Annotated in this window: 19 protein-coding genes and 2 pseudogenes; 8 read left to right on the forward strand and 13 right to left on the reverse strand. The window is 58.5% G+C overall.

All coding sequences use genetic code 11. From position 1 onward, the window contains the following. Positions 1–3 precede the first annotated feature (3 nt). The gene (hglS, locus tag J2Y91_RS10080) at positions 4–1338 is read left to right on the forward strand and encodes a 2-oxoadipate dioxygenase/decarboxylase HglS (RefSeq protein WP_133624929.1); all 1335 of its coding nucleotides are present in this window, start codon (positions 4–6) and stop codon (positions 1336–1338) included. A gap of 95 nt (positions 1339–1433) precedes the next feature. Here the strand turns inward: hglS and J2Y91_RS10085 are convergent, their stop codons facing one another. Further along, on the reverse strand, positions 1434–2246 hold the full coding sequence (locus J2Y91_RS10085; RefSeq protein ID WP_133625139.1) for a Cof-type HAD-IIB family hydrolase: 813 nt from the start codon (positions 2244–2246) through the stop codon (positions 1434–1436). A gap of 314 nt (positions 2247–2560) precedes the next feature. On the opposite strand from J2Y91_RS10085, the gene J2Y91_RS10090 reads away from it, so the two are divergent. Together J2Y91_RS10090 and fsa are read left to right on the forward strand one after the other, a co-directional pair. Then, a complete protein-coding gene (locus J2Y91_RS10090; RefSeq protein ID WP_133624928.1) occupies positions 2561–3298 on the forward strand; it encodes a DeoR/GlpR family DNA-binding transcription regulator in 738 nt (245 codons plus the stop codon). A gap of 253 nt (positions 3299–3551) precedes the next feature. Then, positions 3552–4217, forward strand: a complete 666-nt coding sequence (fsa, locus tag J2Y91_RS10095) for a fructose-6-phosphate aldolase (protein ID WP_133624927.1) — start codon at positions 3552–3554, stop codon at positions 4215–4217. 5 nt (positions 4218–4222) lie between these two features. On the opposite strand, the gene J2Y91_RS10100 is transcribed toward fsa, so the two are convergent. Then, positions 4223–4720, reverse strand: a complete 498-nt coding sequence (locus tag J2Y91_RS10100; protein ID WP_133624926.1) for a MarR family winged helix-turn-helix transcriptional regulator — start codon at positions 4718–4720, stop codon at positions 4223–4225. 187 nt (positions 4721–4907) lie between these two features. Between J2Y91_RS10100 and J2Y91_RS10105 the strand changes: the two genes are divergently transcribed. Further along, the gene (locus J2Y91_RS10105) at positions 4908–5768 is read left to right on the forward strand and encodes an EamA family transporter (RefSeq protein WP_253538086.1); all 861 of its coding nucleotides are present in this window, start codon (positions 4908–4910) and stop codon (positions 5766–5768) included. Here J2Y91_RS10105 and J2Y91_RS10110 read toward each other — a convergent pair. Continuing rightward, positions 5713–6942, reverse strand: coding sequence for an MFS transporter (locus tag J2Y91_RS10110; RefSeq protein ID WP_048917484.1), 1230 nt, complete (start codon positions 6940–6942; stop codon positions 5713–5715). The genes J2Y91_RS10105 and J2Y91_RS10110 overlap by 56 nt on opposite strands. 100 nt (positions 6943–7042) lie before the next feature. On the opposite strand from J2Y91_RS10110, the gene J2Y91_RS10115 reads away from it, so the two are divergent. Next, a complete protein-coding gene (locus J2Y91_RS10115) occupies positions 7043–7981 on the forward strand; it encodes a LysR family transcriptional regulator (RefSeq protein ID WP_133624925.1) in 939 nt (312 codons plus the stop codon). 35 nt (positions 7982–8016) lie between these two features. On the opposite strand, the gene J2Y91_RS10120 is transcribed toward J2Y91_RS10115, so the two are convergent. Then, the gene (locus J2Y91_RS10120) at positions 8017–10137 is read right to left on the reverse strand and encodes a TonB-dependent siderophore receptor (RefSeq protein ID WP_253538090.1); all 2121 of its coding nucleotides are present in this window, start codon (positions 10135–10137) and stop codon (positions 8017–8019) included. A gap of 490 nt (positions 10138–10627) precedes the next feature. Between J2Y91_RS10120 and J2Y91_RS10125 the strand changes: the two genes are divergently transcribed. Beyond that, positions 10628–10819, forward strand: a complete 192-nt coding sequence (locus J2Y91_RS10125) for a type I toxin-antitoxin system SymE family toxin (RefSeq protein ID WP_166643201.1) — start codon at positions 10628–10630, stop codon at positions 10817–10819. A gap of 278 nt (positions 10820–11097) precedes the next feature. On the opposite strand, the pseudogene J2Y91_RS23175 reads toward J2Y91_RS10125, so the two are convergent. After that, a pseudogene (locus J2Y91_RS23175) lies at positions 11098–11247 on the reverse strand (hypothetical protein); the annotation flags it as partial. 110 nt (positions 11248–11357) lie between these two features. On the opposite strand from J2Y91_RS23175, the gene J2Y91_RS23180 reads away from it, so the two are divergent. Then, complete coding sequence (locus J2Y91_RS23180) at positions 11358–11477, forward strand: hypothetical protein (protein WP_494773784.1); 120 nt, start codon at positions 11358–11360, stop codon at positions 11475–11477. A gap of 288 nt (positions 11478–11765) precedes the next feature. On the opposite strand, the gene J2Y91_RS10130 is transcribed toward J2Y91_RS23180, so the two are convergent. The 8 genes and pseudogenes from J2Y91_RS10130 to J2Y91_RS10160 form a co-directional block, all read right to left on the reverse strand. Continuing rightward, positions 11766–12260 carry a DUF2569 domain-containing protein gene (locus J2Y91_RS10130; protein WP_133624923.1) on the reverse strand — a complete coding sequence of 165 codons (495 nt, stop codon included), beginning with the start codon at positions 12258–12260 and terminating at the stop codon, positions 11766–11768. A gap of 70 nt (positions 12261–12330) precedes the next feature. Continuing rightward, complete coding sequence (locus J2Y91_RS10135; RefSeq protein ID WP_133624922.1) at positions 12331–12678, reverse strand: hypothetical protein; 348 nt, start codon at positions 12676–12678, stop codon at positions 12331–12333. 21 nt (positions 12679–12699) lie between these two features. After that, a pseudogene (locus tag J2Y91_RS23090) lies at positions 12700–12804 on the reverse strand (hemolysin); the annotation flags it as partial. A gap of 79 nt (positions 12805–12883) precedes the next feature. Continuing rightward, a complete protein-coding gene (locus J2Y91_RS10140; RefSeq protein WP_133624921.1) occupies positions 12884–13510 on the reverse strand; it encodes a hypothetical protein in 627 nt (208 codons plus the stop codon). Next, a complete protein-coding gene (locus J2Y91_RS10145) occupies positions 13500–21350 on the reverse strand; it encodes a two-partner secretion domain-containing protein (RefSeq protein WP_133624920.1) in 7851 nt (2616 codons plus the stop codon). Before J2Y91_RS10145 ends, J2Y91_RS10140 begins: the two co-directional genes overlap by 11 nt. Before the next feature lie 108 nt (positions 21351–21458). Further along, the gene (locus tag J2Y91_RS10150; RefSeq protein WP_133624919.1) at positions 21459–22034 is read right to left on the reverse strand and encodes an Ail/Lom family outer membrane beta-barrel protein; all 576 of its coding nucleotides are present in this window, start codon (positions 22032–22034) and stop codon (positions 21459–21461) included. A gap of 2 nt (positions 22035–22036) precedes the next feature. Beyond that, entirely contained in the window at positions 22037–22636 is a 600-nt protein-coding gene (locus J2Y91_RS10155; protein ID WP_133624918.1) for a toxin-activating lysine-acyltransferase, read from the reverse strand. Between the two features lie 10 nt (positions 22637–22646). Further along, positions 22647–24266: a ShlB/FhaC/HecB family hemolysin secretion/activation protein gene (locus J2Y91_RS10160; RefSeq protein ID WP_253539496.1), complete on the reverse strand. Its 1620-nt coding sequence runs from the start codon at positions 24264–24266 to the stop codon at positions 22647–22649. A 410-nt stretch (positions 24267–24676) separates the two neighbouring features. Here J2Y91_RS10160 and J2Y91_RS10165 point away from each other — a divergent pair, with 410 nt between their 5' ends. Further along, positions 24677–25564 carry a formyltransferase family protein gene (locus J2Y91_RS10165; protein WP_133624916.1) on the forward strand — a complete coding sequence of 296 codons (888 nt, stop codon included), beginning with the start codon at positions 24677–24679 and terminating at the stop codon, positions 25562–25564. Positions 25565–25694 lie beyond the last annotated feature (130 nt).

Consider the following 25694-nt stretch of genomic DNA (forward strand, 5'->3'; position numbering starts at 1 on the left):
GTAATGAGCGACCGGTTTATCAGCGCGGACCATATTCGTGACCGCTTTTCCAAAGCGATGTCGGCGATGTACCAGACGGAAGTTCCTCAATATGGCACGCTGTTGCAGCTGGTGCGTGAGGTGAATCAACAGGTTTTACAGCAGCACCCTGAGCAGCTGGCAGCGGCGCAGTGGCAGCAGGAAGTGGAGCGGCTAAGCGTGGAGCGTCACGGCGCTATCCGCGTCGGCAGCGCGCAGGAGTTAGCGACGCTGCGCCAGGTGTTTGCGGTGATGGGCATGTCGGCGGTCGGCTATTACGACCTGTCGGCGGCGGGCGTGCCGGTGCACTCCACCGCGTTCCGCCCGGTGGAAGAGCGCGCGCTGCAGATCAATCCATTTCGCGTGTTTACCTCGCTGCTGCGCCTGGAGCTGATTAGCGATGACGCGCTGCGCCAGCGGGTCAGTGAGATCCTGCAACAGCGCGATATCTTTACGCCGCGCCTGCGCGAGCTGCTGGCGCAGTGGCAGCAGGAGGGCGGGCTGAGGGATGATGATGCCGATGAGTTTGTGCGCCAGGCGCTGGAAACGTTCCGCTGGCACCAGCAGGCCTCGGTCGATCTCAGCACCTATAACACCCTGCTGGCGCAGCACCGGCTGATCGCCGACGTGGTCTGCTTCCGCGGGCCGCATATCAACCATCTGACGCCGCGCACGCTGGATATTGACCGCGTGCAGCAGCTGATGCCGGAGTATGGCATCACGCCGAAGGAGACCATAGAAGGACCGCCAGCGCGCAGCTGCCCGATCCTGCTGCGTCAGACCAGTTTTAAAGCCCTGAACGAGGCGATTGATTTCAGCGACCGCACGGCCGGCACGCATACGGCGCGCTTTGGCGAGATTGAGCAGCGCGGCGTGGCGTTAACCCGTAAAGGACGCGCGCTGTACGACCGCCTGCTGCGCGAGGCCGCAGCGGAAAAACACAGCGATAACGCCAGCCATCAGCAGCATCTCAGCGCGGTGTTCGCTGCCTTCCCGGATGATGCCGCAACCTTACGGCGCGAGCAGCTGGCGTGGTATCGCTACCGGCGTAATCAGCAGGTCAGCGCGCAGCCGGGCGAAGATCTGGAGAGCCTGATTGCCCGTGGCGCGGTGACGGCCGAGCCGATTATCTACGAGGATTTTTTGCCGGTGAGTGCGGCAGGGATTTTCCAGTCGAATCTGGGCAGCGATGCCAGTTCAGTGGGCAGCGGCAACCCCAGCCAGGCGGAATTTGAACGGGCGCTGGGCGTGGCCGTGATTGATGAGTTCAGCCTGTACCAGCAGCTGCAGCAGGACTCAATCGATAATTTGTTCCGTTAAGGGGCACGCCCACCACGGGGCGAGCGGAAAAATGGTCGGCCCCTGCAACAAACTGCCTTCGTAGGGGCGGACCTTCTTTTTCGGTCAGCCCGCTTTTAATGGCTAAACGGATGGCTCCCGGTCAGCACGCGCTCAATCACATTGAGCGCGCCTTGCTGATTGTTACTCTCGGTGTGATACCCCGCGACCTTTTTCACGCCGGGCTGGGCATTATCCATGGCAAAGCCAAAGCCGGCGTGGGCCACCATTTCGATATCATTGCCGCTGTCGCCGACCGCCACCACTTCCTCATCGGCAATCTGCCACTGACGCTGCAGCAGCTTCAGCCCGTGGGCTTTATGTACGCCGGGTATGATCAGGTCGACAAAGCCAAAGCCGCTGGAAACCGGGGTGACGATACCCTCCAGCGCATCCCCGATATGCGCCATCAGCTCGGGGATCTTCTCGTCATTCAGATTCAGGGAGAACTTAAAGATGGTGTCATCCAGCGCGGCAAAATTCTCGCGCAGTTCAAGGCGATGATAATGCTTAGCCATCAGCGCCAGCAGCGGTTGCGGGGTGGTATCAAGCATGTACGCGCTGCGCGGTCCGCACACCACGGCATGAATATAGGGAATGCCCGCCAGCACTTCCAGCACGCGCCGCAGATGCGCATCGCTGAGCGCACCACAAAACAGCGTTTTACCCTTATCCACGATATTCGCCCCATTTTCGGCGATAAAAGCGATCTCATCGCGGATTTCTGGGAAGAAGCTAATCAGCTGGTAATACTGGTTGCCGCTGGCCACCACAAACTTGATTCCCCGCTGCTTTAGCTGCTGATACTGCTGTAAAAATCGCGCTTTGTTATAGCGCTTATTATCGTCGAGAAAGGTGCCGTCCATATCCACAGCAATCATTTTAATCATCACGCCAGCCCCAGGTTGAAATAAACAGAAGATAAACCCTGCCTATCATCGGGGAAAAACATACCGTGAAAAAGAGGTCGTTTTTGCCGATGGCTTCCCCTTTTCAACCGCAAAACAGGCTGTTATCCGACGCCGGTAGCGATTTTATTCCCCCTGACAGGGCATCAGCAGCACAAGAGGATAGGTTAGAAATATCTGAGTAAAAAAAGAGGCATCGAACAGCGCCGTGGAAAGAGATTGTGAATCCGCAACGGCTTTCATAATATGAAAATCACGCTTTATTTTGAAACATCCTGTCACGTCATGGAGCAGAAATGAAAGAGAGACAGCGGCGCATTCTCGACCGGGTAGAAGAGAAAGGTAAAGTCAGCATCAGCGAGCTGGCGCGTCTGTCCGGGGTTTCCGGGGTGACGATCCGTAAAGATCTCGCGGAGCTGGAGAGTCTGCACTATCTGAGCCGCGCCCACGGTTATGCGGTGTCGCTGAACGACCTCAGCGAACGCGTCAGCAGCAACTTCACCACCAAAGAGGCGATGGCAAAACGGGCGCTGACGCTGCTGGAGGAGGGCGATACGCTGTTTATTGAAGCGGGCAGCAGCAATGCGCATTTCGCCCGTGAGATTGGCCGCTCCGGGCTGGATGTCATGGTGGTCACGCCCTGCGTTTATGTGGCTAATGAACTGAAAAACTGCCATCAGGATGTGGTGCTGATCGGTGGCGTGCTGCAAAAACGCAGCGAGTGCCTCGTCGGGCCGCTGACGCATCTGTGCATCAATAACATCAATTTTAACAAGGTATTCATCGGCATTGATGGCTACCACCCGAACTATGGCTTCACCGGCCGCGATATTATGCGCGCAGAGAATATCCGCCTGGCAATTGAGAAAGGCGTGCAGAACTTTGTCATCGCCGAGTCGGCGAAATTCGGCAAGCTGTTCCCCTATAACGTGGCGAAGCACAGCGATATCGACACGGTGATTACCGATGCGGGCCTGCTGCTGAACGTCGAAACGGCGCTGACGCAGCAGGGCGTGACGGTGATGAAAGCCTGACGCTTTCATAAAACGTAGCCTGAGTGACTCAATCCTGCCGCAGATGAAAGCGCGCTTTCACTTATTGCAGGCGGCAGTGGATGTAACACCATTAATCAGTTAATTTCCATAGAGATACATCGCCATTCGCGCATTTAATTTGTGCATGTGGAAGCGTGATGGCGATCAAATTTAGCCACCAGGATTTCATTTATCTTGCTGTGAAACAAAATAGCTTTCATTTGAAAGGTAAACTGGCTTCCCGGAGGGTGTGATGGAATTTTATTTAGATACCGCTGACGTCGGCGTGGTGAAACGCCTGGCGGCGATCCTGCCGATCAAAGGGGTCACCACCAATCCCAGCATTGTGGCACGCAGCAGGCGTCTGCTCAGCAGCGTGCTGCAGGAGCTGGTCTCAATCCTGCCTGCTGACAGTACGCTGTTTGCTCAGGTGATCGCCCACGATGCCGCGGCGATGGTGGATGAGGCGCTGCAGCTGCGCGAAGCGGTGCCGGGACTGGTGGTGAAAGTGCCGGTGACGCATCAGGGGCTGACGGCGATTAAAGCGCTGACGCAGCAGAATATCCCGACCCTGGGCACGGCTGTATACGGTGCCGGACAGGGGTTTTACGCGGCGCTGGCCGGGGCGAGCTATATCGCGCCCTATGTGAACCGCATCGATGCGCAGGGCGGAGACGGTATTGCGCTGGTGAAGGAGCTGCAAACCCTGCTCGGGCTGCACTGCCCGCACAGTAAAGTGCTGGCGGCCAGCTTCCGCACGCCGCGCCAGGTGCTCGACTGTATGCTGGCGGGCTGCCAGGCGATCACCGTCGATCCCGACGTGGCCGAGCTGTTCCTGCTCGATCCGGCGGTCGACAGCGCGCTGCAGCGCTTCGATCAGGACTGGTCTGCGGCCTACGGTAGCCTGCAGCTGTCGTAGATCTCTTACTCGCTGGCGAGGTGCTGTTCCAGCTTCGCCAGCAGCGCCACCAGCTGCTGCTGCTCATCATCACTCAGGGCGGTCAGCATCGCTCTCTCATTTGCCACATGCTTGCCCACCAGCTCATCAATCAGCTGAAAACCGCTGTCGGTCAACTGCACGTGCACCGAACGGCGGTCGCCAACAATCGGCACGCGGATAAGGTGGCCGTGCTTCTCCAGGCGATCGAGGCGGCTGGTTAGCGTGCTGTTGTTGATCATCAGGGCGCTGACAATCTGCGACGGGTTCAGTGCGTAGGGCGCGCCGCTGCGGCGCAGGGTAGCGAGAATATCGAATTCGCTGCTGGAGAGCCCGTACTGGCTGAACAGCTGCTGGATTTTCAGCCCGGCGAAATAGCGGGTGCGGCCGAGCTGACCAATCACCCGCATGGGCGCGACATCGAGGTCCGGGCGCTCCTGCTGCCACTGCGCAATGATGGTGTCGATAGGCATCTGTGAACTCATCTTTCTGATATTCCTTCTTATTTTTTTACTGTCACTCGCATGCTTGCGCCAAAGTAGCATAATTTGGGCAAAAATATCATCCGCGGATATTTCACTTTCGAAATACTTTGACTGATTTATAACGCTGTCGTACTTTACGATCTCGTAATAAATTCGGCCTGTCGCCGGATAATGCGCGGAGTGCAAAATGATAGCGTTACGACACCTGGCGTTTCTCGCCCCCTGCGTGTGGGGCTCCACCTACTATGTCACTACCCAGTTTTTACCGGATGATAAGCCGCTGCTGGCGGCACTGATCCGCGCGCTGCCCGCCGGGCTGATCCTGATTTGTGGGGCACGCCTGCCGGAGTGGCGCTGGCTGCTGCGGCTGCTGGTGCTGGGTGCGCTGAATATCGGCCTGTTCTTTATCCTGCTGTTTTCTGCAGCCTATCGCGTACCGGGTGGGGTGGTGGCGCTGATTGGGGCGCTGCAACCGCTGGCGGTGATCGCGCTCTCCAGCCTGCTGCTTGCGCAGCGCGCCAGCAGAAGCCAGCTGCTGGCGGCCGGGCTGGGGGCGGTGGGCGTTTTTCTGCTGATTGCGCTGCCTTCAGGACGGCTCGATCCCGTCGGGCTGCTGGCGGCGTTTCTCGCCACCCTGAGCATGGGCAGCGGGCTGGTCTTAACGAAAAAGTGGGGCAGGCCCCCACGGATGAGCATGATGACGTTTACCGGCTGGCAGCTGCTGGCCGGTGGACTGGTGGTGCTGCCCGCCCAGCTGCTGACGGAGTCCTTGCCGTCAGCGCTGACCCTGACCAATCTGCTTGGCTATGCCTGGGTGGCGATCCCCGGTTCGCTGTGCGCCTACTGGCTGTGGTTTGCCGGCGCCGAAGCAAACCCCCCGGTGGTGATGTCGCTGCTGGGGTTGCTCAGCCCGCTGGTGGCGCTGATCATCGGCTATGCGCTGCTCGACCAGACGCTGAACGCCAGCCAGCGGGTGGGTGCGCTGCTGATTTTCAGCGTGGTGCTGATGGTGCAGTGGGGCAACGCGCGGCGCGTCCCTGCATCCTGACAATAAAGCTGCCCGCGCCTGCCAGCGTCAGCAGCGCCACCACGCCAGGCCAGCCCGCTTTTTCCAGCATCAGGCTGCCGAGCGCTGAACCTATTGCCATGCCAATAAACACCCCGGTGAACATCAGCGCATTGAGACGGCTGCGGGCGGCCGGTTCCAGGCCGAAAATCAGCGTCTGGTGCGATACCAGCGTAGCCTGCACGCCGAAATCAAAGCCGATGGCGGAGATGACAATCAGCGCCAGCTGGGCAGGTACCGGCAGCAGCGGCAGTAAGAACAGCGCCGCGAAGGAGACGGTCGCCAGCGCGGTGCTGAACTGCGTCACCAGCGCCGGGCCGCGGCGGTCTGCCATGGCGCCCGCCAGCGGAGCCGCCAGCGCACCGGCAGCGCCGGCGAGGCCAAATGCTCCCGCCGTGGCGCTGCCAAGCCCGTAGTGGTTATGCAGCATAACCGCCAGCGTCGACCAGAAAGCGCTGAATCCAACCGACAGCAGCCCCTGCGCCAGCGCGGCGCGGCGCAGTTCGCCATGCTGGCGCCAGAGATGGCGCATTGAGGCCAGCAGCGCCGGGTAGCTCAGACTGGTGCTCGGGGCGATATGCGGCAGGCGGCGCCATAAAATCAGCGTCATCATCAGCACCAGCGCCGCCGCGAGGATAAACATCACGCGCCAGCCAAAAACCTGCGCGACCAGCCCGCTCACCACGCGCGACAGCAGAATGCCAAGCAGCAGCCCGGTCATCACCGTGCCGACGGTTTTACCGCGCTGCGCTTCCGGTGACAGGCTGGCCGAGGCCGGAACAATATCCTGCGCCATGGTCGCGGTAATACCAATGGCCAGGCTGGCAGCCAGCAGCACCATGATGTTGCCCGCGGCGGCGCTCAGCAGCAGCGCCAGCGTCAGCAGCACGCCCTTGATGGTGATGATGGTGCGGCGATCGTGACGGTCGCCCAGCGGAGCCAGCAGTAAGATACCCAGCGCGTAGCCCATCTGCGTCAGCGTCGGCACCAGGCCGCTGGCGGTGACGCTGGCGTGCAGATCGCCGGATAAAATCGCCAGCATCGGCTGGCTGTAATAGATGGATGCCACGCTAAAGCCCGCGCCGCTGGCTAACATCAGCACGGTGCGGCCGCTGAGCGGTGGAGGAGTGAGTGATGCGCCGGAGAGGGTCGACATGTTGTGTAGCCTGTTAGTCAGTAGTGGATGCCGCTATTGTCCGCTGCGCAGGTGACGCTGGGTAGTCGCCTGGCGAGTAAAACTGTTATACGATGAGCGTATGAACAAATCTTCTCTTGCTGGCACGGACCGTATAGAACTGATGCAGACCTTCGTGCGCATCGTTGAAGCAGGCAGCCTGTCTGCGGCGGCCGCGCGTCTGGAAACCAGCCAGCCGACCATCAGCCGCCGCCTGCAGGCGCTGGAAAAGCTGCTCGGCCTGAAGCTGGTGCAGCGCACCACGCACGTCATGAAGCTGACCGAGGACGGCGAACGCTGCTATGCGCATGCCAAAACGCTGCTGGAGAGCTGGCAGGGGATCGAGGACGATCTGCGCGGCGTCACCGAGGAGCCGCAGGGCGTGCTGCGCGTGCTGGCTCCGCACGCCTTTGGTCAGGACCAGATGATCGCTCCGCTGCAATCCTATCTGCAGCGTTACCCCAAAATGACCGTCGACTGGATGCTGAGCGACCGCCGCCCGGACTTTATTGCCGAGGGTATCGACTGCGCGGTGCACGTCGGCCCGGTAACCGATCCGTCGGTGGTGGCCCTGCTGGTGGCGGAAGTGCCGCGTATTGTGATCGGCACCCCGGCGCTGCTGGCACAGCGGCCGCTGCCGCGCCATCCCCAGCAGCTGCAGGACCTGCCGTGGCTGTCGCTGAGTATTTTCTATCGCCACAGCGTGACGCTCAGCCATGAGCAGAGCGGGGAGATGCAACGTTTTGATATTCAGCCACGCCTGATGACCGACAGCCTGTACGCGCTGCGCAATGCGGCGCTGGCTGGGATGGGGGTGGGCATTGCCTCGTCCTGGGTGGTGGCAGAGGATATTGCGCGCGGTGAGCTGCTGCATCTGGCCCCCGAGTGGCAGGCTTCCGCGCTGCCGGTTTATCTGGTTTATCCGCATGCGCGCTACTACCCGGCGCGTTTACGCATGTTTCTGGCGCTGATGAAAGAGGTCATGCCGGCACTGAGCGGGACTCAGCACCCGGGAAGATAGAAGGGCGCCCGTCAGAAGCGCCCGTTAAGCGGTGATTAGAAGCTGTAGCTGACGCCCGCCTGCCAGGTACGGTCGCGGCCGATCCAGCAGTTATTGGTGTCGTAGCAGGTGAAGGTCTCTTTGTTGGTCAGGTTCTGCGCGCTGACTTTCAGCGTGACGCCCGACAGCGTTGCGTCCACTGCCGCCATATTGTAGGACAGCGCCATATCAAACAGCGTGGTGCCGCCCAGTTTGCCCTGATCGTTGGCCAGCGAAATCTCCATCGGACCGGTATAACGCGCACCGCCACCGACGGTCAGACCGCGCAGCACGCTGCTGTCGAAGGTATAATCCCCCCAAACGTTAAATGCATTCTCGGCCACCTGGGTAGGGCGCTTGCCCTGGTATTTATCATCTTTGGTATTCAGCGCGTGGGTATAGGCGTAGTTGGCGATGATAGTGATATTGTCGGTTGGGCGGGCGTTCAGCGACACTTCGGCCCCCTTCGACTCCACTTCCCCGGTTTGACGATAGTTCAGATAGCTGAGATCGGAAGTCAGCACGTTTTTCTGGCGGATAGTAAACACCGAGGCTGTCAGGGTGGTGGCATAGTCAGCCAGCAGGTATTTCACACCGCCTTCCAGCTGGCGGCTGGTAGTGGGTTTGGCGCTGGTCAGATTGCCGGTTGGCGACACGGGCAGGAAACCTTCGGAGTAGCTGATAAACGGCGCGATACCGTTATCGAAGGTGTAAAGCGCGCCGAGGCGTTTGGTCAGACGATGCTGTTCAACCCAGCTCTTATCGTTGTTGCTCAGAGAGTTGGTATTGGTTGAACGGTAGTCGTCATAGCGCAGTCCGGCGATCAGGCTTAGCTGGTCAAACTCGATTTGGTCCTGGAAGTAGTAGCCGGTCTGATTGTAGCTCAGGCGATTTTTCTGCGCGGTATACAACCCCAGAGCGGACTCTGACACCAGGTTGTAATCCGGGTGCAGCATATCGATATCCGGTGATTTCTGCGAGGCGTACTGATAGTTAAAGTGCGAGTCCAGGCGCTGGTGATCGATACCGACCATCAGATGGTTTTTAACGTCGCCGATATCTACCTGTTTGGTGAGCTGATTATCGATATTAAAGCTGCGCAGGTCTTCGTCGGTGGTGTAGGCAAAGCGCGGCAGGATAATGCTGTCCGCCGTCTGCGTCATGCTACCGGTGGCGTAGATGCTGCGCTGATGGGTATCGACATCGAAGTAGCGTGCTTTCTGCGCGAAGCCCCAGCCGCTGTCAAACTCATGTTCAAAACTGTAGCCAACGGACCACTGGCGCTGCTTAAAGCCGCTCCAGTTATCACCGGAGTAATCACGGCGGGAAGCGTGCCCCGAACGCAGATAAGCCATCGGCAGCGGATTAGACGGCGTCAGGCTTGGGATATCCTGGTACTGGGCATCAAGGGTCAGACGCGTTTTATCCGATGGCTGCCAGGTCACGGAAGGGGCCAGCAGGTAATTTTCTGATTGAGTGGAATGTGGCTGATCGTCGCCCGCGCTGGCCTTGCCGATAAAGCGGTAACTCCAGTCGCTGTCGGCAATCGCACCGGTACTGTCGATATAGCCTTCACGCAGGTTGCGGCTACCCGAATTAAAGCCCACTTCGGTTTGCTGCTCGCGCTGCGGTTTTTTACTCTGAATGTTGACCAGGCCGCCCGGCGATCCGTTGCCGTACAGCACAGAGGCCGGGCCTTTCAGGATATCCACGTGATCGATCAGGATCGGGTCAATATTGGCTTTAGTATTACCGGTGACGTTATACGGCAGCTGCAAGCCGTCGTAGAAGGTGTTATCGACGGTGAAACCGCGAATTTTGTACTCGCTCATATAGCTGGTCGAGCCGCGGGTTTCTGTCGACACGCCAGGCGCATAGCGCAGGATCTCATTCAGCGAGTTGGCATGGCGCTGGCTAATTTCCCTGCTGCTGACGCTGTTAATCACCTGCGGTGTTTTACTCTCCGGCACTGCCGACTTAGTGGCGCTGTTGGTGTAAGCCGGCAGGGTGGCTGCGGAGCCGTCACCGGAGGCACTGACCACGAGGGTGTCATCGGCGCTGGCGGCAAAAGCGGAAGAACTGAAGATGCTGGTGATAAGCACGGCAAGAAGGCACGGCTTAAAAGTAAACGTTTTCATGGTTGCCATTATGATAATGTGAAAGATAACGACAATTATTATCATTAGCGATTCAAAAACAATAAGGCGGTGAAAATAAAAACGGCAGGGAGGTTGATTGCGGGTGGCAGTTGGCGACTCAGTGAAAGCCGCATCTCACCTTCAGGCGGTTAAGCTCCTTCTCCTTGTCGAAGATGGGGAAGAGTGTCTGGCTGGCGTGCGCCACGTCCGATACCGGCACATCCTTAGTATGAAAGTGGTGGTTTTTTCAAAAAATTAATCACGCGAAAAAATAGTAAACTTTCATCAAAATATGAAAGGCGCGCCGCAGTTAATTTCAGCGTTTTCAGCGTTTTCAGCGATTTTACAGAGATGCAGGCGTATATTTGTACAGTAGTTAACAGCGAAAGATGGGTACAAAGATAGAGTAATAAAGAGTTATTAAACGCGGACTGAAGGTGCGTCAACACCAGCAGCCCGCTTACCACAGCAACTATACAAGGTAGTTATCATGGCTAAGCGCGATTGTAAGTCAGAACCGCAGGCAACTGAAGTACCGCAACCGACCCACCGCTGTGAGTTTCATAGCAGCGCCCTGCATCATGGGCTGTTTTTACGCGGAGAGTGGCTGGAGCAGGCGGGATTTATAACTTTCACGATAAAGCTTGTAGACTTAAAAGATGATTCTTTGCTTTGTCGATAAGATTTATGAACTCATCATAATTAAATTCAAAAATATCATCATCATTAGGATAAATAAGCACGCTTAAAGAATGTCTATCTTCAGATAGACAGATTTCACCCCACTGACACGATTAAATGATAACTCAACATAAAGATCATCTCTATCCGTAGAACTTCCTGCGCTATATTCCAGCATGATATTAACTCCATATTATTTAGATGGTTCACTGAAACCAATCAATCGTGAACCATCGGCATTAAATCTCAATGCACGGCCGTCAGGTGCAGTGGCTTCAACTACTGTAACCTTCTGTTTATTCTCAAAACAACTCTACTTTGAACTTTCGCATTAGGATTACTCAAGATCTCATTCACGATTGATTGAGCCTCTTGATTCAATACAGCAGCTTTCTGGCTGGTATATGAATATACCGAACCTTCTCTGCCACCATGTTTCTGTAAAGCACGCCCAGCATCAGTTAAACCATTTCTGTTAGGAGCCGATGCCGGGCTGCCTGATACTGATGGTACAACCGTTCACGCCGTAACCGGAGATTATGTATACGCTGAAGAAGGTCTGTAAGCTGTCGGCCCGTAAGCAGCAGCAGGTAACAGAGTTGGTCGAGGTGGTCAGCGGGCGGCAGATACAGAGCGGAAACAGGCTGGGGTATAGATAAAAATCCCGACATCGCGGCCGGGATTTGTTTTGCCTAAAGGTTAATGAAAATCGTCTTGTGTGAGCTGTTTACCCGTCGGGATGACTTCATTTTTATCAAAAGACAAAAGATTTTCTTTATCATAAAGCTTTATTGAGAACCCATAAAGTATCCCATCCTCTTCACTTATTCCCATAATTGCCTATATATATCTTGTTTTTTTCTTTGCAGTCAGTGGATATTTCCACTTCCTGGTAAAACCAATCTTATTTTCCACGAAAGCTTACCTTAGTTATTCCTGAGTGACCATTAGCGTATAAATGTTCTCTTCACCCTAACTGATATCAGGAAATAGGGGATCCAGACCGCAGCATGAATAACCTTCTGTGCGATTCGTTTTATATCAGCAGCGTTAACCTCAATCTGTAAAAAATGATCCGCTAGCCAAAGATCTGAAAGGTCAACCGCGATGGCTGTGATAAGTAGAGTGATATAGTACAGGGGGAGAGTGCGCTTTTTTCTGAAAAATAAGCTTCCGAGATAGATGCTACCAGTCACCAGAGCTAGCATCATAGCTGTTTCGTAAATTAATAGTGATTTTAACGTGTTGCTTATATTTTTGTAGTTAAACATCAATATATTCAAATTGTTTACAAAACTAGCTGTATAGAGGCAGCCGTTCAAAATCAGTGCGGTTAATGGGAACCACAGCCAGCCGCCAATTTTACTGAGCTCTTTTTTCTCACAGGCTGCGCAGTAATCAGATTCACTAATCGCGGGCTGGTCGCACTTGATACATTCCATTTTTTTGGATCTCCTATTCAAATTGTCTAATGTTTTAGTTAAATACAATTGGTGGGCATAAAGAGTGCCGCTATTTTGTGGCGCTATCAATGTAGTTGTAGCTGTTTAATACTCCTGCGCTGTTTAAATTCAACGACAGAATCTGATCTTTATCATTATTAAACGGGATGAAAAAATAGATGCGGCGATCTGTTCGGGTGGATTTGTAAATCCAGGTGTTCATCTTGTTGTATTCTACAGGAAAAGCCGGTACGCCCAGAAGTAGTAAAATATCCTTTTTTGTGGTGCTGCCAGCAGTTAACTTTTCCTTTATCGTGGTTTCTGTATAACCGTCAAGAGCGTTGGTGCGTGTTCTGTCAATATTCGCCATACAGCCTGAAAGAAATATGGCAAGTATGAATGTTAAAACGTTTTTCATTACTTAATTATCTCTTCAACGTAAATGCCCCTGCGTCCTAGCGATGTCCGCCGCCTGGCTGCCGATATCGCCGATAAGCTGCGCCTCCTTCAGGCGGTGCTGCTCCTTCTCCTTGTCGAAGATGGGAAAGCGCGCCGCAAATTTCCTTAGTTTTTTTTCGACGATTAGTCAACATTTCGGAGACCCAATATTTATTGAGACTTATTCAATCAAAATAAAAATCATTTAAAAAAAGTAGGTTTTCTTTGTGTCCCAGAGCTACTATCTCTGAATGAATTTCATCGAAGCTTCCTAGCAAAATAAAAATAATCCCGTTATTTTCCCAGACTTTTTTCATCCAGTCAGATATTTTCCCAAAACTTCCGTCTTGCTGGGAAATGTTATCAGCTTCGATGTTGGTAAAATATAATTTATCCTGGGAGTTAATGATTCCCTGAATAACTCCTACTGTGCTGATAGGGATTTTCCCTGTGCCAGTTAACACTAATCCCTTCTTTCCAGGGGTGATGTAAGATTTTTTATTATTTATTTTACTTACATCTATCCCCCGACTCTCAATCAAACCCCATGTCTTTTTGTGTTTTACAATTGCATTATCAGGTTGCTCTGGTGTTAATTCCAATATTACATTTATTTGCTTTTCTTCAGTAAGTGAAATTTTTTCTGCCATCATTTTCACTAAAGCTTCGCCCATTTTTTTGCGAGGCTCATTAGGCATTTCCCAGCTTAATGCAGAAATATTTTCCCCTTCAATGAAATATTTTTCAAATTTAGCTATCTCATTGTTTTTATTTATATTTTCAGCGTATCTTGTTACGATCTTAGTAGTCATAGTGATTGCCTGTTTGATCGTTAAAATGTGATCCACGATTTTGAGGGTCATCAACTCCAAAAAAGTGTCCTCCAGCATCATCTCGTATATAAATTTTCTGGGTTCCGCCGCCCGGTTTAGATACTTCAAACTCATAAATTAAACCTGGCTGTGGGTTTCCACGTTTATCTGTGTTAGGCAAGACTTGAGTTGGGCTCTGGCTAACAGGTATACCTGACTGCCTCTTGGCTTCATTGAATGCTCCAGCTCTTCCTGCTCCTTCTGGTGATAAATTAGCAGGTTTGTCACCTTCAGACTGATAAGCCAGATCATCCTTACCCGGCCCATCAGGGATCGGCGTAACCGTAGTATTGCCGCCCGTATCTGGTGCTCCATCGTTGTTACCTGTATGCGTAGCTCCGTTCTGATCGCGCTGATCTGGCGTGGTGAGCGAAGTATCCTTTTCACCCTGATGGCCCGGATTTTCCAGCTTACCGCCCGTCAGGTCATCCTTCACCGGCAGGGTTTCGGTTTTACTGCCAGAACCGTCCGAATGCTGCTGGCTTTGCGCTGAAACTATTGCCATCAGCACGCAGGCGTCATTTGCCAGGCAGCCCGCGCTCAGCCCTGCTTTTACCGCTTTCGTCAGCGCCAGCGCCGCCTGGTCGTTCGCGTTGCCTTTTCCTGCTTCGGCCATCGCCGCCGAGTTCAGCGTCTGCTGTGCCAGCATCTGTGACAGCATTCCCGCGCCGACCATATTGTTGCTGAGTTCGTTCTGGCCCGCCTGTGCGCCTGCAACGGCTCCTGCCGTATCGCCTCCGGCAACGCCGCCAGCAAGGCCTGCTGCCAGCGTTCCCAGTGCGACCAGCGTCTGTTTCTGCTCCTCGCTCAGCTGGCTGACGGGCACATCACCATACATTGCTTTTTTGATGGTTTCACCCATCGCCGCAGTCGTCAGCGCACCCGCAGCACCCGCCGCGGCTGAGTTCCCCTGCAGCTGTGCGATAACGCCAGCCACCACCGCATGAGCCATTACGCGGCTGGCCTCGTCCGGCGCGGTCTGCTTGATAACCTCGGCGATGTAAGGCGTGGAGCCGCCCGCAATGGCCTTCGCCAGGTCGCCGCCCGCCAGGCCCTGCACCGCAGCCGTGGCGGCCTGGATACCCTGCTGGAGCGCGCTGCCCGTGCCGTACTTCTGCATCTCGGCCTTATAAACGTCCGAGCTGCGCAGCGCTACCAGATATTCGGCCTTTTCTTTGTCGGTCGCATTCTCCTTCAGCGGGCCAAGCGCTTTTTTTGCCGCCGCCAGCCCGTTGAGGTCGCCCTGCGTCCTCGCAATATCCGCCGCCTGGCTGCCTATCTCGCCAATCAGCTGCGCCTCCTTCAGGCGGTTCTGCTCCTTCTCCTTGTCGAAGATGGGGGAGAGCGTCTGGTTGGCGTGCTCCACGTCGCGGCTCAGGTCAACCACGTCCTGCTTCTGGTTCGCCTGGTCACGCACGATAATCGTGCCGTCGCTGACCGCCGATTTCGTGGTTGAGCTGTCGCTGCCCCTGCCGTTAACGCCGGTCAGCAGGCCGTTGGCCATATTGCCGGCGAACTGGCCGCCGATGCTGCCGCCGCTGCTGACGCCGACGCTCTGGTGCTCCACCTGGTAGTCGGCCTGGTTGCGGATATCGCTGAAGCCGAGGGTGCCGGTATCCAGTTTGTTTTTCGCCGCGTCCGCCGTGGAGCCCATCACCGCGCCGTTCAGCTGGGTGTGCCCGCCGACCGTGACGTCAAAGCCGCCCTTACCGGCAAAGATGCCGGTCTGCTCCTCCACCGACCGCCAGCTGCTGTGCATTTTATCCCGGCTCAGGTTCGCCGAGGCGCTGCCGCCGCCGGAGCTGACGCTGCCGCCCGCGCTGGCGCTCTGCTGCTTCGAGTCGTAGTAGTCTTCGTCCTGCTGGCTGGTCAGGGTCAGGTCGCGGCCGACGTTTATCTTCACCGCCTCGCCGCTGGCCTGCGCCCCGGTCAGGGTGGCGTCGCGCCCGCTGGTGATGCTGAGGTTGCTGCCCGCGTTGACGGTGGTCTCGCTGTGGGTGGTGCCGTTGCCGGTCTCGCTGCCGCGCCCCCTGTTGACGCTGGCGTTGAGCGACGGGCCGTTCGACCCCTGGCCGAAGCTGATGCCGACGCCGACCGAGCCGCCGTGGCTCTCGTTCCTGCCGTCCAGGCGCTGGGTGTTCTGCGCCGAGGTCAGGTTAACGTCGCGCGCCGCGCCGAGGCTGATATCCTTTCCGGCCTGCAGCCGGCTGCCCTGCACGTTGAGGTCGGTGCCGGTGGCGTTCACCGTCAGGCTGTTGCCCGCGGTCAGGCTGCTGCCCTGGCTCTGCGTCTGCGTCGAGGTCTGTTCGGAGCGGGAAGACTGGCTGCCGTAAGAGAGGTTAACGCCCGCCATGCTGCCCGGCGCGCCGCCCGCTTCTGCCAGGCTGGCGGCCTGTGCCGCCTGCACCCCGGTCAGCGCGGCCTTCATGCCCTGCAGGGCGGCGAGGCGGCCGCTGCTCTCTTTACTGGCGTCGTTCGCCGTTGATACCGCCGAGTTTATGGCGCTGCCCGCGGTGCCGGAGAGCGCCAGGGTCAGGCCGCTCTGCTTCTGCTCGACCACGTGCCGCTGGCTGCTCTGGTTCCCGGCGGCGAGGATATTCACCTCTTTCCCCTTCAGGGCGATGTCCTTCGCCGCCAGCACGTCGGCCCCCTTCACCGTCAGGCTATTGCCCGCGCTCAGGGTCACGCTGCCGCCGGTGCTGCCCACGGTGCTGCCGAGGCTGCTCAGGCTGCGCGCCACGTCGGTGGTTCTGGTGCTGGAGGAGCCGGCCGTCACGCCGACGCCGCCGGTGCCGGACAGGCCGCTCTTCTTCTCCTGCAGCATATGCGACTCGTCGCGCTGCTCCGTGGCGGCGTTCACCGTCAGGCTGTTGCCCGCGCTCAGCGCCACGTCGTGGCTGCCCGCCACGCTGCTGCCGGTGACGGTCAGGTCGCGCCCGGCCCGCATCAGCACGCTATCGCCGCCGAGCTGGCTGCCGTTCACGCTCTGCTGGCTGACGGTGTCGCGCGACTCGGTGCGGGTTTTTGCCAGCATGCCGCTGCTGCCGGTGGCCTTGTAGTGCTGGTCGAGCGTGGTGCCGTCGGTGCCGTGCTGTACGCGGATGTCGTTGCCCGCCGCCACGCCGAGCTGCTGCCCGGCGTTGATGGTGCCGGCGGTCAGGTTCACGTCATGCCCGGCGGCGAGCGCCACGCTGCCCTTGCCGGTCACCGTGCTGCCGACCTGCCGGCTGCTGCCGTGGTGCTGCCAGTTGTCGCCCCAGCTGAGGTTGTCTTTGCTGCCGGTGTCGACGGTGGTGAGGTTCAGGTCGCGCCCGGCGCGGATAGCGGTGCTGCCGTTCTCGCCGCTGTTCACCACCTGCGCCGCGCTCAGGCTGACGTCGCGCCCGGCCTGCAGCGCCAGCCTGCCGTCCGGCTGCTGCACGTAGAGGCCCGCCACGCGGTCGACGGTGCTGCGGGCAAAGTTGCCGTCGGCACTTTCCGCGCTGCGGGTGGTGGTGGTGGCGCTGATGTCGCGCCCGGCCAGCGCCAGCAGGCTGTGCTGGCCCGTTACGGTGCCGCCAGTGTTGTTGATGTCGGTGCGCGCCTGCAGCGCGACGTCGCCACCCCGGATCAGGCCGCCGTTGTTGTTGATGTTCTGCGCCAGCAGCTGCGTGCGCTGCTGCGCGCTGATGCGCCCGCCGTTGTTGAGGTCGCCGCTCAGGTTCAGGCCGACGCTGTTCCCGGCCAGCAGCGCGCCGCTGCCGTCGAGGTCGCCCGGCTTGAGCGTGGCGTAGACCTGCGGCACCAGCACCCGCTGGCTGCTGCCGTCGGGCAGGGTGACCGTCTGCGCCACCATCCAGACGATATCGCCGGTCAGCAGCGCCATCTGCTGCGCCGTCAGCGCCACGCCCGGGGTGAGCTGGTACTGTTTGCCGAAGGCTACCCCGGCGTCCATCAGCCCCTTGTACTGCTCCTCGTCGCTCTGCCAGTTGCCGAGGTAGCGGCTGCCGGCGAGGGCGATGACCTGCTCGCGGATCAGGCGCTGCTCGTAGTAGCCGTCGCCCAGGCGCTTCAGCACGTTGTTCGGGGCGGTGGTGAAGGCGTTCATCATGTAGTCGGAGCTGAGCCACTGCTTTTTGTTGGTGAAGCGCGGGTCGGTCTCGATCAGGTACGGGCTGGTGCTGGCCGGCTGCACCCGGTACAGGCTGTTGTCGGGCACGCGGATGTCCGGGCCGACCAGGCGCACTACGTCGCCGGAGCCGATAGTTACCTCGAAGGTTTTGCCCGCCGGGACGGTGGCCGGGGTGATGGCGGCGGCGTCGCGCCCGCCAATTGTCAGGCCGCTGCCTTCGCCCCGGGCGTGGTCCTGCAGGGTGCTGGCGTTGAGGGCGATGCCCTGGATCACGGTCGGCGGGGTGTAGCCGGTGACGTCAACGTTGGAGGAGTCGCCGTGCTTCTGCTGATGGCGCGAGTAGAAGGTGGCGGTGCCCGCGTCGCTGATCTGGCGGTTGGCCGCCACCTCAACGTTATCCAGCGTGCTGCCCTGCAGGTTGAGGTCGCCGCCCGCCACAATCTGGCTCTTGTCGTTGAGCACGCGGTCGGCGCTGACGCTGAGGCTTCCCCCGGCGATAATCTTGCCGGGGTCGCTCTCTTTAACCCGGTCCTCGGTGATGGTGCGCACGTAGTCGTAGTGGGTAAAGCGGTCGCCGTCGGTGGTGTGGCAGATCACCCCCTCGATGCACAGGATGTTCACCTCATCCTGATAGATGTAGATGGTGTAATCCTTGTCGTTGTAGCGTACGCCGTTGTTCAGGTGCGCCACCTCGTACTCGGAAATGTGCTCCTGCGACACCAGCACGTTCTCCAGCGCAAAGTGGTCGTTGACGTTGTTGAGCTGCGCCACGTTGAGCGCCATATTGCCGCCGGACTCAATGGTGGCGCTGTGGTTGTTCAGCACGCTGGCCTGGCCGCTGGCGCGCCAGTCGGCGTCGAGCGTGCGGCCAAGCGCCATATCGCCATCGCTGTAGATCAGCGCGTGGTCGCGGTTGTTCAGCGTCTCCACGGCGAGATCCAGCCGCTGGCGGGCGGCAAGGGTTGCCGCCTTGCCGTTCTGCGCCAGGTTGTTCAGCGTGGTGGCGGCTATCGCCAGCGCATCACCGTAGATGCGGCCGCTGCCGAGATTGTTGAGCACCGCGGCCAGAATGCGGGTGTTGAAGCCGTCGATCAGACCGCTGTTATTCAACGTCTGCGTGGCCGTCAGCTGGGTTGTGTTGGCGCTAAGCTCCGCATCCGCGCCGTTCTGCATATTGCTGGCGGTCACCGCCAGCAGATTGCCCGCCTGCATCAGCGCCTGGTTGTTCAGGTCACCCTGGGTGGTCAGGTTCAGGTCGCGGCTGGCCTGCACCCTGCCGCTATTGTTGAAATCCTGCGTCAGGTCGAGGGTCATATCCCCCAGCGACAGCAGGGTGCCGTCCCCGCTCAGGCCGTCGGCGCGCAGGCTGAGGGTGTTACCCGCTTCGAGATTGCCGCTGCGGTTGGCGATCTGCTGCGCCTGCGCCTGCAGGTTGCCCTGCGCGCTGACCAGACCGCTACCGTTGTCCAGCGTGCCGCTCAGGAACAGCGACAGGTCGTTATCGGCCAGCAGGGCGCCGTCGCGGTTATCGAGATTCTGCGCGCGCAGGGACAGGCTGCTCCCCTGGATGCCCGCGCCGTCGCGCCGGGTCTGGCTGTTTACGATGTCCGCCGCGCTCAGCGTCACCGCCTGCGCACCCTGGATCAGCCCGCCAGTGTTGTCGATGCTGGCGCTGGCCGCCGTCAGGGTGATATCGCCCAGCGCCTGGATCTGCCCCGCGCGGTTATTGAGGTCGGCGGAGGTGACGGCGAGCGCGCCCTTGCTGCTGATATTCCCGGCGTTGCTGTTGTCCAGCCCGGCGCTGAATACCGACAGTGACTCCCCGGCGGCCAGCAGCCCCTGCTGGTTGTTGATATCGCCTGCGTTCAGCGTCAGTGAACCGAGCGCGCTGAAGGTGCCGCGCTGGTTATCAAAGGCGTTGCCCTGCGTGTTCCACAGCAGGCTCTGGCCGGACTGGACGGTGCCGCCAGCGTTGTTCAGCGCGCTGCTGGTAGCGGTGAGTTTGCCGCGCGCCAGCAGCTGGCCCTGCTGGTTATCGAAGGTGGCGGTATTCAGCGTCAGCGTGTTGCTGTTGCTGCCGAGTATGCCGCCGCGGTTGTCGATGCCGCCCGCAAGCGACAGCGTCAGATCCTGCAGCCCCCGCTGTTGCAGGTTGCCCTTCTGATTCGACAGGCGGTTGGCGGTCAGGTCGAGCTTATCCGCGCTGATTTTGCCGCCGTCGTTGTTCAGGCGGCCTGCGGTGCGGGCGCTGAGCTGATGGCTGGCGGAAACATTGGCCCCGGCGCTGCTGATATCGCCCTTGCCGGCATTCAGAGTGATGCCGTCGGCGGAGGTCTGGCTGCCGCTGAGATCGATAGCGCTGCCCGATGCCGTGAGCTGGCCTGCTGCCGCATTCTGACCGTTGGCGCTCAATATCCCCTGACTGTTGAGCGTCAGGTTGCCGCCCTGCGTGCCGAGGGAACCGTCGCGGCGCATCCCCGCCGCCAGGGTGCCTTTGGCGCTGCTGTGGATGCTGGCGGCGCTAATTGTGGTGTGCTGCTGCGCCGCGATAATGCCGCTGTTGCTGACGGCGGCAGCGGCGCTCAGCGTGGTGTCGCGCCCGGCATAGACCGTGCCGCTGTTGTTCAGGCCGGCTTGGGTCGTCAGCTGCACCGCCTGGGTGGCGCTGATGGCACCGCTGTTGCTTATTGTGCCGTCGGCATTGACCACCACATCCCCGGCGCTGGCACCGATAGCCCCGGCGTTATGCACGCCGACCCCGGCCTCGGTGCCGAGCAGGCGGATCTTATTGGCATACATGCCGCCCAGCGCTGCCACGTCGATCGCCACCTGCGGGTGCGCGCTGCCGTCGTCCGCTTTGCGCGTCGCATTCTGATTGGCGGCATCGACGCTGTTGCGCCCGGTGGTGACGGCGAGGTCTTTGGCCCACAGCCCGGCGTTGATTTTTACCGAGCGGGCGATGAGATCGGTATGGTCCTGCAGGCTGCTGTCCATGCCGTTGCCCTGAATGATGATTTCGCCGCGATCGACGTCATAACCGCTCAGCTGGCCGTTATTCATTTTCACCTGGCCGGTGGTCAGGGTGGCGCGGTTGGCGTTGATAAAGCCGCAGCCGCTGCAGGTAATGCCCGCCGGGTTAGCGATCACCACCTGGGCCTTTTGCCCGGCGACTTCGATAAAGCCGTTAAGCTGGCTGGGGTTGCGCGAGTTGACTTCGTTGAGGATGATTTTGGCTTCACCCTTTGCCAGCCAGGGATTGCCGGTGACCATCCCGGCCAGCTGCGTCTGGGTGCTGGCACGGCTGTTGTTCAGCACCACGCCTTTGTTGTTGACGTCGAACTGGCTGTAAACGTTGCGCGACACGCCGCCCGCGCTCGGGGTCTGAATATTGACCTGCGGCGTACCGTTAGCGCTGCCGATAATGGTCGGCTGCTGGTTATCGGGCGCGCGGCCATCGGCGACGATCGCCGCCTGCACCGGCTGCACCGCCCCAAGGGCCAGCAGCAGGGCGAAAGAGAGACCCTTAACTTTGCCGATCGGCTGGCTGAGGGTGTGGCCGGTGCCGGAAGAGGGCGACGAGCCTGCACGGCCTGAACGGGCGATCTCCGGGACGGCCATCAGCATGCCGCGCGCTTTGTTAAAAATCAGTCGGTATAAATTCTTGTTCATAGCTGCATCCCTGCATAATTTTCGGGTAGGGGATGACCTTGTTTCCGGTCAGCCCGCAATCACGGCACGGGTCGACCGGAAAACAAGGTCGACCCCTACGGCAGCCGCTTAGAAACGGTAGCCGACACCAATGCTGAAGCCGTTGATGGCGTGGTCTTTCTCGCCGTCATTCAGGCTTGAACCTTCGTAGCCAATATCCACGGCAATATTCTCAATCGGGTTGATCTGCACACCTGCGCCATACATAAATGAGGTTTTGCTGATGCTGCCGTCGCTGGTGCCCATATCGCGGTAAGAGCCTGCTTCATAGTTAAGCCAGCGGGTGCTGTAATCGGCTTTATTGTAATTAACGCCGATCAGGCCATAGACGCTGACGTAGGAATTAATGCGGTATGCCGGGCCCGCGGACAGGGAGTAGTATTTAAGGTCGACTTTGTTGTCGATAATATCTTTCGTCGCCAGGTAAGAGTAATCAGACTTCCCGCCCATATAGGTGAATGAACCGATAACGCTGAAAGGCGAATTCCACTCATAGCGATACTTAACGTTCACGCCATTGATGTTCTTCAGGTCCTGCACTTTGCTGTGCGCATACCCCAGAGTAATGGTTTGCCGATCGGCCTGGGCCTGCGTGCTTAAACCCAGTATCGCGACCAGTGCAGAGCGGATAAATAATGTTTTCATGTTTAATCCTTTAAGGTTGTTATATCTGCTTGCGCAGTTTTAGGTTGCTCATCCCGCCGCGAACTTTTCGCTGGCGGAAATTCGGGAATATCAACGGATAATGGTGAACCCGCGCGCCAGGCGCGCGCCTGCTGCGGGCTGATTTGCCTGCCCTTAAAATTCATCACCCGCATCCCGCGCCGTTTTCCCTGGTGATACAGAGAGCGGAAGCAGCGGTCGGGAAACAGCAGATCCGTCACCAGGCGGCTGATGGCGCGGGTGTCGCCAAACGGCGCGATCCAGTCGCGGATCCACAGGCGGTCGCCGCTCAGCCAGTCGCTCTCCTGCACCATAATCGCGGGCTGCGACAGGTAGCGGCGCTCCGCCTCGTTATCCAGCGACATCCAGCTCATAAAGAAAACCGGGCGACCCTCGCGGCTCACCAGCAGGTAGTGCTGATGCTTGATAATTGGCAGCAGCACCGTGGGCAGCGCATGCAGCGGCAGGTCGCGGTGCTGCGGCGAGTGCATCCACAGCCACACCGCGGCGCCGAACACTTCGGCTTCGCTGCGTTCCCCGCCCAGCAGCAGCGGGGCATGAACGTCATAAATTCCGCTTTGCATGGTGCGCTCCTCAGAAGTCCCAGTTCAGGCTGAAGCCCAGCGTCACCGGGCTGGTTTTGAAGCCATCCGGTTTGGCGATCGGCACGCCGGCAAACAGGTCATAGCCGGTTTTTAATACGTTGCCGCGCAGCCCGACCACGCCACCGGCTAAGTGGTTACCCACCAGATCCTCAATGCCGTGGCCGCTGACATGCCCATAGTCAGCCCCCAGATAGAGCTCCTGCGCAGGCAGCGGCGTGCTCCATGCCAAGTCGTTGCGCACCAGCCAGCCGCCGTTAGCGTTGAGGGTGCGTTCGCCGTCAAACCCGCGCACGCTGTAGCGGCTGCCAATGGCGAACTGCTCCTGCGGCGTCAGCGGGGTGCTGCTGATCTGGCGCTGATACTGCACGCTGTAGCGGAAATTCTGGCTGCCGATGGCAAACGGCACGTTGAGCTGGCTGCTGAGCTGCACGATTTTGCTCAGCGCGGTGGCGTAGCCGTTGGACTCTTCCGGTGCGGGCAGCGCGCCAAACCAGCGGGTGCCGCGCTGGTAGCTGACGCCCGCATCCAGCGTCGCCTGCCGGATGTAATGGCGGTGCTGCAGGCCGATGCGCCAGCCTGCGGTCTGGCGGCGTTGCACTTCCACTTCGGTATCGTTGACGTAGTTCTTTGACTCACGCATCAGTACCGCGTAGCTGAAGGTGGTTTTCTGGCTACCGCTGCGGTGCAGTACTTCGCTGAGTTCGGCCGTCAGATTGCGGCTTTTACCGCTGTAGCGATAGTCACCGTTCAGCCCGGCGACGTTCTGATGGTAGTCATAGTCGCTGCCGGTGACCGACAGCATCGCGTAGCGGAACGGCACCGAGTAGTGTGCGGTGACGTTCTGGCTGCCTTTGTCACTACCGGGCCTGACGGCGCGGGTGCCGGAGAGATAGAACAGGTCGCTGAGCGAGAAGGGGTTATCCAGCGACAGGGTCATACCGCCCTGATAGCGCCCGGTGCTGCGGGTGCCGGAATCATCGAGCGAGGCGCCCAGACGCCAGATTTTCGCCTGCTGCCAGTGCAGCATGATGTCGCTTTCACCCGGCTGTTCGCCGGGGACGATCTCCATGCTGGCCTGCACGGTCGGCAGGCGTTGCAGGTTCTCCAGCCCCTGTTCGATATCGCGAAGATCCAGCAGATTACCGGAGCGGGCGGGGAAGGCATTAAACAGGGTGACGTAGCGGCCGCTGTCCGGGGTCAGTTTCACCTGGTGAACGTAGCCGGGCAGGAGGCTGAGCCGCAGGATGCCACTCTTCAAATCCTGCTGCGGTGCCAGCACGCGGGTGGTGATATAGCCGTGATCCACCAGTCTGTTCTGCATGCTGCTCATCAGCAGGTTGATGCCTTTGCCACCCAGGCACTGGCCCTGCGCCTGATTCGCCATGCGCTGCAGCGGCAGCCAGTGCGGTAAAGCGTCTTTGCCGCTTAGCACCACCTGGTCAATGTGGAAGCACGGGGTTTCCTGCGGGAATGCCAGTTTGCCGCTCTGGTCAACGTTGGGTTGCAGACGGATATCGGGCGTGGGCGGCAGCAGCTGCTGTTCAAGCGCCTTCTGCCGCTGCTGTTGCAAGATTAACTGCTCATCTGCCAGCGCCAGCGGGGAGACCATCAGCAGCGCAGGAAAAGCTAGCGCGCAGGGGCGGTAAGGCGCTGCCCGGCGCAAAAAATGAGGGAACAACATCAAACAATCCTTGTTAATGAAACGCTTAATAATTAGCCATGTTGAGGTGGCGAATAATAGGAACAGCCTGGTCGTTTTGCAACCAGTTGATGCGTTTCTAAGGGATCTTCTTAAGCGCAGCGGGGGGAGTTAACCCGCTATTTCTGAGTCAGGCTGAGGTTTTTGCTGCGTGTTGCCACCGTGCTGATTTTACCGATATGACCCGGTCAGTTCGCGCCAGGCAGGACAAAACAGAGGGCGCAGCAGAAGATGATAAATTTGTCATCTTTGCTCGTCGCCGCGCAGTAATGGTTTATTCTGTCGCTTGAGTTTTTCCGGTAAATCATAAGGATCGCACGATGAAGACGGTGGTGTTTGGCTATCACGATATGGGATGCAGTGGATTGCAGGCGCTGCTGGCGGCCGGTTATGAGGTCATGGCGGTTTTCACCCATGCCGATGTGCCGGGTGAAAATCACTTCCACGGTTCGCTGGCACAGCAGGCCGCTGAGCAGGGCATTGCGGTGTTTATGCCTGAAGATATCAATCAGCCATCCATCGTCGCGCAGCTCAGGGCGCTGGCACCTGAAGCGATTTTTTGTTTCTCATACCGTCAGGCGCTGAATGCAGAGATTCGCGCCTGTGCCAGCGTGGGAGCTTTCAATGTGCATGCCTCCCTGCTGCCTGCCCATCGCGGCAGGGCACACCTGAACTGGGCGCTGATTAAAGGGGATAAAGAGACCGGCGTCACGCTCCACCGTATCACCGAGCGGCCCGATGCCGGGCCGATACTTGCTCAACAGCGGGTGGCCATTACCCCACAGGATGATGTTTTTTCGCTGCATAACAAGCTGGTCGCCACCAGTGCGGCGCAGTTGGCCCTCTGGCTTCCTGCGCTGAAGGCAGGGCGGCTGACGGAAACGGAACAGGACGAAAGCCAGGCCAGCAGTTTTGGTGCGCGTAAGCCTGAAGACGGTGAAATCCATTGGCAGCAGAGCGCCGACGAGGTTCACAATCTTATCCGTGCGCTGACGCGGCCCTGGCCAGGCGCTTTTAGCGGCTATCAGGGGCAGCGCATCATCATCTGGCAGAGCCGGGCGATCAACGAATCTTCCCCGCAACCGCCGGGCACCCTGATTTCGATCTCACCGCTGATGGTTGCCTGTGGTTCTGGGGCGTTGGAAATCCTACACGCGGAGTGTGTGGCCATGGCCAATATGGCGGTTGGCGATAAATTAAGCGGCTGAGCGTAGAGTAAGCAGCGTTATTTTATTGATAATAAAAGTAAAAAAAATCTCCATGTCATATTTATTAAATGCCTTAAGGTATTCCTAATCTGCGGTGGCGACACTGGGTGCAATTGTTTGATAATGGGCC

It is taken from the genome of Erwinia aphidicola, assembly GCF_024169515.1.
Classification (GTDB): domain Bacteria; phylum Pseudomonadota; class Gammaproteobacteria; order Enterobacterales; family Enterobacteriaceae; genus Erwinia; species Erwinia aphidicola.

Excerpts from the sequence above, each read along its gene's own strand:
- hglS (WP_133624929.1), top strand. The coding sequence starts at position 4 with ATGAGCGACCGGTTTATCAGCGCGGACCATATTCGTGACCGCTTTTCC.
- J2Y91_RS10085 (WP_133625139.1), bottom strand. The coding sequence starts at position 2,246 with ATGATTAAAATGATTGCTGTGGATATGGACGGCACCTTTCTCGACGAT.
- J2Y91_RS10090 (WP_133624928.1), top strand. The coding sequence starts at position 2,561 with ATGAAAGAGAGACAGCGGCGCATTCTCGACCGGGTAGAAGAGAAAGGT.
- fsa (WP_133624927.1), top strand. The coding sequence starts at position 3,552 with ATGGAATTTTATTTAGATACCGCTGACGTCGGCGTGGTGAAACGCCTG.
- J2Y91_RS10100 (WP_133624926.1), bottom strand. The coding sequence starts at position 4,720 with ATGAGTTCACAGATGCCTATCGACACCATCATTGCGCAGTGGCAGCAG.
- J2Y91_RS10105 (WP_253538086.1), top strand. The coding sequence starts at position 4,908 with ATGATAGCGTTACGACACCTGGCGTTTCTCGCCCCCTGCGTGTGGGGC.
- J2Y91_RS10110 (WP_048917484.1), bottom strand. The coding sequence starts at position 6,942 with ATGTCGACCCTCTCCGGCGCATCACTCACTCCTCCACCGCTCAGCGGC.
- J2Y91_RS10115 (WP_133624925.1), top strand. The coding sequence starts at position 7,043 with ATGAACAAATCTTCTCTTGCTGGCACGGACCGTATAGAACTGATGCAG.
- J2Y91_RS10120 (WP_253538090.1), bottom strand. The coding sequence starts at position 10,137 with ATGAAAACGTTTACTTTTAAGCCGTGCCTTCTTGCCGTGCTTATCACC.
- J2Y91_RS10125 (WP_166643201.1), top strand. The coding sequence starts at position 10,628 with ATGGCTAAGCGCGATTGTAAGTCAGAACCGCAGGCAACTGAAGTACCG.
- J2Y91_RS23180 (WP_494773784.1), top strand. The coding sequence starts at position 11,358 with ATGTATACGCTGAAGAAGGTCTGTAAGCTGTCGGCCCGTAAGCAGCAG.
- J2Y91_RS10130 (WP_133624923.1), bottom strand. The coding sequence starts at position 12,260 with ATGGAATGTATCAAGTGCGACCAGCCCGCGATTAGTGAATCTGATTAC.
- J2Y91_RS10135 (WP_133624922.1), bottom strand. The coding sequence starts at position 12,678 with ATGAAAAACGTTTTAACATTCATACTTGCCATATTTCTTTCAGGCTGT.
- J2Y91_RS10140 (WP_133624921.1), bottom strand. The coding sequence starts at position 13,510 with ATGACTACTAAGATCGTAACAAGATACGCTGAAAATATAAATAAAAAC.
- J2Y91_RS10145 (WP_133624920.1), bottom strand. The coding sequence starts at position 21,350 with ATGAACAAGAATTTATACCGACTGATTTTTAACAAAGCGCGCGGCATG.
- J2Y91_RS10150 (WP_133624919.1), bottom strand. The coding sequence starts at position 22,034 with ATGAAAACATTATTTATCCGCTCTGCACTGGTCGCGATACTGGGTTTA.
- J2Y91_RS10155 (WP_133624918.1), bottom strand. The coding sequence starts at position 22,636 with ATGCAAAGCGGAATTTATGACGTTCATGCCCCGCTGCTGCTGGGCGGG.
- J2Y91_RS10160 (WP_253539496.1), bottom strand. The coding sequence starts at position 24,266 with ATGGTCTCCCCGCTGGCGCTGGCAGATGAGCAGTTAATCTTGCAACAG.
- J2Y91_RS10165 (WP_133624916.1), top strand. The coding sequence starts at position 24,677 with ATGAAGACGGTGGTGTTTGGCTATCACGATATGGGATGCAGTGGATTG.